Source organism: Pseudomonas sp. NY15364, assembly GCF_048068235.1.
GTDB classification, from domain to species: domain Bacteria; phylum Pseudomonadota; class Gammaproteobacteria; order Pseudomonadales; family Pseudomonadaceae; genus Aquipseudomonas; species Aquipseudomonas mendocina_D.
In genome coordinates, this window is sequence record NZ_JBLUPX010000061.1 from 1 (window position 1) to 6,489 (window position 6,489).

At 59.3% G+C, this 6,489-nt stretch carries 8 protein-coding genes; 1 reads left to right on the forward strand and 7 read right to left on the reverse strand.

Annotated elements, in window-relative coordinates; translation table 11 throughout:
• Positions 1-180: 180 nt before the first annotated feature.
• The 7 genes from ACNFCJ_RS23650 to rplM all read right to left on the reverse strand — a co-directional run bounded on the left by ACNFCJ_RS23650 (position 181) and on the right by rplM (position 5,064).
• Positions 181-594, reverse strand: a complete 414-nt coding sequence (locus ACNFCJ_RS23650; protein WP_106732768.1) for a ClpXP protease specificity-enhancing factor — start codon at positions 592-594, stop codon at positions 181-183.
• 13 nt (positions 595-607) lie between these two features.
• Positions 608-1,225 (reverse strand): glutathione S-transferase N-terminal domain-containing protein, encoded by a 618-nt coding sequence (locus ACNFCJ_RS23655; protein ID WP_125836004.1) that lies wholly within the window; start codon positions 1,223-1,225, stop codon positions 608-610.
• A 165-nt stretch (positions 1,226-1,390) separates the two neighbouring features.
• Positions 1,391-2,170, reverse strand: a complete 780-nt coding sequence (locus tag ACNFCJ_RS23660) for a cytochrome c1 (protein WP_416773842.1) — start codon at positions 2,168-2,170, stop codon at positions 1,391-1,393.
• On the reverse strand, positions 2,170-3,381 hold the full coding sequence (locus tag ACNFCJ_RS23665; protein WP_143506930.1) for a cytochrome b: 1,212 nt from the start codon (positions 3,379-3,381) through the stop codon (positions 2,170-2,172). The genes ACNFCJ_RS23660 and ACNFCJ_RS23665 overlap by 1 nt, the downstream gene beginning before the upstream one ends.
• A complete protein-coding gene (gene petA, locus ACNFCJ_RS23670) occupies positions 3,381-3,974 on the reverse strand; it encodes a ubiquinol-cytochrome c reductase iron-sulfur subunit (protein ID WP_416773843.1) in 594 nt (197 codons plus the stop codon). The genes ACNFCJ_RS23665 and petA overlap by 1 nt, the downstream gene beginning before the upstream one ends.
• Positions 3,975-4,228: 254 nt before the next feature.
• Positions 4,229-4,621: a 30S ribosomal protein S9 gene (rpsI, locus tag ACNFCJ_RS23675; protein WP_013714129.1), complete on the reverse strand. Its 393-nt coding sequence runs from the start codon at positions 4,619-4,621 to the stop codon at positions 4,229-4,231.
• A 14-nt stretch (positions 4,622-4,635) separates the two neighbouring features.
• Positions 4,636-5,064: a 50S ribosomal protein L13 gene (gene rplM / locus ACNFCJ_RS23680; protein WP_003242947.1), complete on the reverse strand. Its 429-nt coding sequence runs from the start codon at positions 5,062-5,064 to the stop codon at positions 4,636-4,638.
• Positions 5,065-5,311: 247 nt separating this feature from the next.
• On the opposite strand from rplM, the gene ACNFCJ_RS23685 reads away from it, so the two are divergent.
• Complete coding sequence (locus tag ACNFCJ_RS23685) at positions 5,312-6,349, forward strand: NADP(H)-dependent aldo-keto reductase (RefSeq protein WP_416773844.1); 1,038 nt, start codon at positions 5,312-5,314, stop codon at positions 6,347-6,349.
• Positions 6,350-6,489: the final 140 nt, after the last annotated feature.

The following is a 6,489-nucleotide window of genomic DNA, read 5'->3' on the forward strand; positions in this document are numbered from 1 at the left end:
GTGATCCTCCGGCACCAGCTCCTCCAATGTGGGAGGAAACAGGCTGCTTTGCTGACGACCTTCGCCCTGGATGTAGCCCATAAACGACAATGCCCCCATCGACTGATGGAGACATTGTCTTCAGCTTGCTCTCAGACTGCTAGGTTTTCACACGGTCTGCATGGGCGTCCTTTTCATTGTTTACTTGACCACTTTCAGGCTCGGCCGGCCGCTGGGACGCGGCGGCTCGTCATCAGACGGACCATCATCGTCCGGCCCCGATTCCTCAGGGCTGCCCGCCATCGACGGCTCCATGTCGAAAACCATGCCCTGGCCATTCTCCCGCGCATAGATCGCCAGAATCGCAGCCGCCGGAATGTAAAGGCTGTGCGCAACGCCACCGAAGCGCCCTTCAAAACTCACCGCCTGATTGTCCATGTGCAGGTGACGCACCGCACTGGGCGACGCATTGAGCACGATCTGGCCGTCGCTGGCGAAGCCCGGCGGCACCTGCACCCCCGGATACTCGGCATTGACCAGCAGATGCGGCGTGCAATCGTTGTCGACGATCCACTCATAGAGGGCGCGAACCAGATAGGGACGACTGGAATTCATGGTTTCCTCCTTCTTAGCGCATCGCGCGCTCGGCAGCGGAAAGACTGGCCTGAAAGGCCTCACGAGCGAACTGACGCTCCATATAGTCGAGCAGCGGCTTGGCCGGACGCGGCAGTTCGATACCCAGAACAGGCAGACGCCAGAGAATGGGTAACAGACAGCAATCCACCAGACTCAGCTCTTCACTGAGAAAGAATGCCTTGTCTGCGAATAGCGGCGATACACCAGTCAGGCTCTCGCGCAGCTCCTTGCGCGCCAACTGACGCTCGGCCTCCTTACTGCGCTTGTCGAGAATACGGTCGACCAGCACACACCAGTCACGCTGGATACGATGCATCAGCAGACGACTGTTGGCGCGAGCAACCGGATAGACCGGCAGCAGTGGTGGATGCGGGTAGCGCTCGTCCAGATACTCCATCACCACGGACGATTCGTACAGCGCCAGGTCACGATCGACCAGCGTAGGCACGCTGCCGTAGGGATTGACCTCGGCAAGCTTGGGCGGACAACGGCCCTGCTCGACATCGATGATCTCGACGCTGACACCTTTCTCGGCGAGCACCAGACGCACGCGATGGGAATAGTGGTCGGCGGGGTCGGAGTAGCAGGTCAACCTATTGGTCACCGCCATGGCGATCCTCCTCGCTTTTTTTGATTTTGTAGAAACACGAAAATTGCCAAGGGCAATTCTTGAAGTTGCAAGTGACACACCGCAAGGTGGCCACCCGGAATGACAGGGCACAAAAACCTGCGCGCCCATAAGGGCGCGCAGGTATATGCAGAGAACCGCAACGGCTTAATGCACGTCCTTCCAGTACTCGCGCTTGAGCAGGTAGGCGAACACGAAGAAGAACGCCAGGTACAACAGCACGTAGGTACCGATGCGCTGGGACTTCAGCTTGACCGGGTTGGCCGAATAGGCCAGGAAGGTCACCAGGTTCTTCACCTTCTCGTCGAACTCGGCCTCGCTCAGCGCGCCGGTGTTCGCCTCGACGGTCAACAGATCACAGGCCTCGTGCGTGATCGGTGCACCGGTCAGCGGGTCGAACTGCTTCTTGCCGTCGGTGACGACCTGAACCTGCTTGCAACCGATGACCTGGTTACCTTGCAGGCCAACCAACACGTTGGGCATACCCACATTCGGGAACACCTTGTTGTTGGCGCCCAGCGGACGGCTCGGGTCTGCGTAGAAGGTGCGCAGGTAGGTGTACAGCCAGTCGTTACCACGTACACGAGCAACCAGGGTCAGGTCGGGCGGAGCAGCACCGAACCAGGCTTTGGCGTCGTCCGGCTTCATGCCGATCTTCATGTGGTCGCCGATCTTCGCGTCGTTGAACACCAGGTTGTCCAGCATGATTTCGTGCGGGATGCCGAGGTCATCGGCAACACGCTCGTAACGCTGGTACTGGGCCGAGTGGCAGCCCATGCAGTAGTTGGCGAAGGTACGCGCGCCGTCCTGCATGGCAGCCTTGTCGGCCAGATCGATGTCGACCTTGTCCAGCGGGTAGTTGCTGGCAGCGCCCATGGCCAGAGCCGGCAGCGCAGCGAAAACAAATGCAGCGAAGAGCTTTTTCATCAGCCAGTCACCCTTTCCGGAACCGGTTTGGTCTTCTCCATCCTGGTGTAGAACGGCATCAGGATGAAGTACGCGAAGTACAGGAAGGTACACACCTGCGACAGCAGAGTACGACCCGGGGTCGGAGCCAGCACACCCAGTACGCCGAGGATGACGAAGGAAATGCAGAACACCACCAGCCAGATCTTGCTCAGCCACCCCTTGTAGCGCATGGATTTGACCGGGCTACGGTCGAGCCAGGGCAGCACGAACAGCACCGCGATGGCAGCGCCCATGGCAATAACGCCGAGCAGTTTGTCCGGCACCGCACGCAGGATCGCGTAGAACGGTGTGAAGTACCAAACCGGGGCGATGTGCTCAGGGGTCTTGAACGGGTTGGCCGCTTCGAAGTTGGGCTTCTCGAGGAAGTAACCGCCCATCTCCGGGAAGAAGAACACCACGAAGCAGAACACGAACAGGAACACCACTACGCCGACGATATCTTTCACGGTGTAGTAAGGATGGAAGGCGATGCCGTCGAGCGGCACACCGTTTTCGTCCTTGAATTTCTTGATGTCGACACCGTCCGGGTTGTTCGAACCCACTTCGTGCAGCGCCAGGATGTGCAGCACGACCAGGCCGAGCAGGACGATCGGCAGCGCGATCACGTGCAAGGCGAAGAAGCGGTTCAGGGTGATGCCGGAAATCAGGTAGTCACCACGGATCCACTGAGTCAGGTCATCGCCAATCACCGGGATGGCACCGAACAGCGAGATGATCACCTGGGCGCCCCAGTAGGACATCTGGCCCCACGGCAGCAGGTAGCCCATGAAGGCTTCGGCCATCAGCACCAGGTAGATCAGCATGCCGAAGATCCACACCAGCTCACGTGGCTTCTGGTAGGAACCATAGAGCAGACCACGGAACATGTGCAGGTAGACCACCACGAAGAACGCCGAAGCGCCGGTGGAGTGCAGGTAACGCAGAATCCAGCCGTACTCGACGTCACGCATGATGTATTCGACGGAGGCGAAAGCACCCTCAGCCGAAGGCTCGAAGCTCATGGTCAGCCAGATACCGGTAACGATCTGGTTGACCAGCACCAACAGTGCCAGAGAGCCGAAGAAGTAGAAGAAGTTGAAATTCTTCGGTGCGTAGTACTTGGAGAGATGGTCTTCCCACATCTTGGTGGCGGGGAAGCGCGCATCCACCCATTCCATGAATTTGCTCATCACGCGTTCTCCTGGTCCACACCGATGATGATCACATCATCCGTTTCGTAGGTGTGCGGCGGCACTGGCAGGTTCAGCGGTGCAGGCTGCGCCTTGTACACGCGCCCGGCGAGGTCGTAACGCGAACCGTGGCAAGGGCAGAAATAGCCACCGACCCAATCCGGCCCCAAATCTGCCGGGGCTACTTCCGGACGGAAGGACGGCGCACACCCCAGATGGGTGCACAGCCCCACCAGAATCAGCAACTCTGGCTTGATCGAGCGGTTTTTCTTGTCCACGTACTCCGGCTGCACGGAGGCAGCGGATTCCGGGTCAGCAACGCTGCCTTCGATCTTGGTCAGGTTGGCCAGGATTTCCTCGGTACGGCGCACGATGAACACCGGCTGACCGCGCCATTCAGCAACCATCTGCTGACCCGCCTCGATCTTGCTGACGTTCACCTTCACCGGTGCACCGGCCGCCTTGGCCTTCGCACTGGGGAACCATGACCCCACGAACGGAGTCGCAGCACCTACCGCCCCTGCTGCACCCACCACGGAGGTGGCTGCAACCAGGAAGCGACGCCGGCCTGCATTCACGCCGTCATTGCTCATTCAGTCGTCTCCCATCAGCTTTGTGGCCTGTTGTTCAGGCCTCTACTAAGTAAAAATCGGGCCGCGCAAAAAATTCGCCAAATGGTAAAGAAAAGCCCCTTTTCTGACAAGGTAATTACCCTGGAAGAGATCGGCGAAAGCCTTGGCGCGTGCGGCCTGCGCGTCTGCGGCACGTTGTCGCAGCACTTTGCCACGCCCATAAAAAACGCCCAGCTCCGTAAGGAAACTGGGCGCTTTTGGAAGCGTAGACGCGATTAACGCTTCGAGTACTGCGGACGCTTACGCGCTTTACGCAGACCGACTTTCTTACGCTCGACTTCACGCGCGTCACGAGTGACGTAACCGGCTTTACGCAGCGGGCTGCGCAGGGTTTCGTCGTACTCGATCAGAGCGCGGGTGATGCCATGACGGATGGCACCGGCTTGACCGCTGACACCACCACCGGCAACGGTGACGAAGATGTCGAACTTCTCGACGGTCTCGGTCAGCTCCAGCGGCTGACGCACGACCATGCGAGCGGTCTCACGGCCGAAGAAGGTATCCAGACTGCGATTGTTGATCGAGATGTTACCAGTGCCCGGACGCAGGAATACGCGCGCGGTTGCGGTCTTGCGACGGCCAGTGCCGTAGTTTTGAGTCGCCGACATAATGAACTATTCCGTTAAATCTTCAGTTCTTGGGGCTGCTGAGCGGTGTGCGGGTGAGCGGCACCCTTGTACACCTTCAGCTTACGGTACATGTCGCGACCCAGCGGGTTCTTCGGCAGCATGCCTTTGACCGCGGTCTCGATCACGCGCTCAGGAGCACGAGCGATCAGCTTCTCGAAGTTGATCTCTTTGATGCCGCCCGGAAAACCGGAGTGGGAGTAGTACTTCTTGTCGCTGGCTTTGGCACCAGTTACACGCACCTGCTCGGCATTGATCACGACGATGTAGTCGCCGGTATCAACGTGCGGGGTGTACTCAGGCTTGTGCTTGCCACGCAGACGGCTCGCGATTTCGGTGGCCAGACGACCCAGGGTCTGACCAGCAGCATCAACGACGAACCAATCGCGTTTTACTGTTTCCGGTTTAGCAGTAAAAGTTTTCATTCTTTATAGCCTCAGGGGCCGCCCAGCAAAAATAGACGGCGGATCTTACTGGATAGTGCGTACTTTGACAAGTCAAAGGCAGCCGCATACGGACGCTATCGGGGGCTCGGGTCAGCGCGTCCACAATACGGCAAGATTCTTCGGCAGGCGGCGCATCACTTCCACCGCAGAAAGAGGTGCCGGATTATCCGGATTGCGAAAAAAAATTCAACCTGCTTGTATGACTCTTTTACCCAAGGAGTACCTCATGGAATACCGCAAGCTAGGCCGAACCGATCTCGACGTCAGCGCACTGTGCCTGGGCACCATGACCTGGGGCGAGCAGAACAGCGAGAGCGAAGGCCATGCCCAGATCGAACGGGCCAAGGCCAGCGGCATCAATTTCATTGACACCGCCGAGATGTACCCGGTACCGCCGCGCGCCGAAACCTACAGCAAGACCGAACAGATTATCGGTAGCTATTTCAAGCACCACGGCGACCGGGCCGACTGGATCCTGGCCAGCAAGATCGCCGGCCCCGGCAACGGCATCAGCCATATCCGCGATGGCCAGCTCAAATTCAACCGCGAGCACATCGTCGCCGCGCTGGACGCCAGCCTGAAACGCCTACAAACCGACTGGATCGACCTGTACCAGCTGCACTGGCCGGAGCGTCCGACCAACTTCTTCGGCCAGCTTGGCTACAAGCACCGGGAAACCGACTTCACACCACTCGAAGAAACCCTGGAAGTGCTCGACGAACAGGTCAAGGCCGGCAAGATCCGCCATATCGGCCTGTCCAACGAAACGCCGTGGGGCACGATGAAGTTCCTGCAACTGGCCGAGAGCCGCGGCTGGCCGCGCGCGGTGTCGGTCCAGAACCCTTACAACCTGCTCAATCGCAGCTTCGAGGTGGGCCTGGCCGAGGTGGCGATTCGCGAGCAGTGCGGCCTGCTGGCTTATTCCCCCCTGGCATTCGGCATGCTCAGCGGTAAATACGAAGGCGGTGCACGCCCGGCTGGCGCACGCATCAGCCTGTTCAGCCGCTTCGCCCGCTACACCAATCCGGAAACCGAAGCGGCCTGCTCACGCTATGTCGCCCTGGCCCGCGAACACGGCCTGGATCCAGCGCAAATGGCCCTGGCTTTCGTCACCGCGCAGCCCTTCGTGACCAGCAACATCATCGGCGCCACCAGCCTGGAGCAACTGGACAGCAACCTGGCCAGCGCCGAGCTGAAGCTCTCCGACGAAGTGATCGCCGGTATCGAGGCAATTCACAAGGCGCAGCCCAACCCGGCGCCCTGATCCAGCGCGCAATAAAAAGCCCGGCACCATCAGAGCGTGTGAAAACGCACTGACGCCAGAAAAATCCAACGCCCCGACTGGTTCGGGGCGTTGGTGTTTTTGATGCTTGGAAATGGAAAGCGGGATTTACCCCAACAGCT

What these genes read in the sequence shown, in the direction of transcription:
- ACNFCJ_RS23685 (WP_416773844.1), top strand. Translation starts at nt 5,312, where the DNA reads ATGGAATACCGCAAGCTAGGCCGAACCGATCTCGACGTCAGCGCACTG.
- ACNFCJ_RS23660 (WP_416773842.1), bottom strand. Translation starts at nt 2,170, where the DNA reads ATGAAAAAGCTCTTCGCTGCATTTGTTTTCGCTGCGCTGCCGGCTCTG.
- petA (WP_416773843.1), bottom strand. Translation starts at nt 3,974, where the DNA reads ATGAGCAATGACGGCGTGAATGCAGGCCGGCGTCGCTTCCTGGTTGCA.
- rpsI (WP_013714129.1), bottom strand. Translation starts at nt 4,621, where the DNA reads ATGTCGGCGACTCAAAACTACGGCACTGGCCGTCGCAAGACCGCAACC.
- ACNFCJ_RS23655 (WP_125836004.1), bottom strand. Translation starts at nt 1,225, where the DNA reads ATGGCGGTGACCAATAGGTTGACCTGCTACTCCGACCCCGCCGACCAC.
- ACNFCJ_RS23665 (WP_143506930.1), bottom strand. Translation starts at nt 3,381, where the DNA reads ATGAGCAAATTCATGGAATGGGTGGATGCGCGCTTCCCCGCCACCAAG.
- ACNFCJ_RS23650 (WP_106732768.1), bottom strand. Translation starts at nt 594, where the DNA reads ATGAATTCCAGTCGTCCCTATCTGGTTCGCGCCCTCTATGAGTGGATC.
- rplM (WP_003242947.1), bottom strand. Translation starts at nt 5,064, where the DNA reads ATGAAAACTTTTACTGCTAAACCGGAAACAGTAAAACGCGATTGGTTC.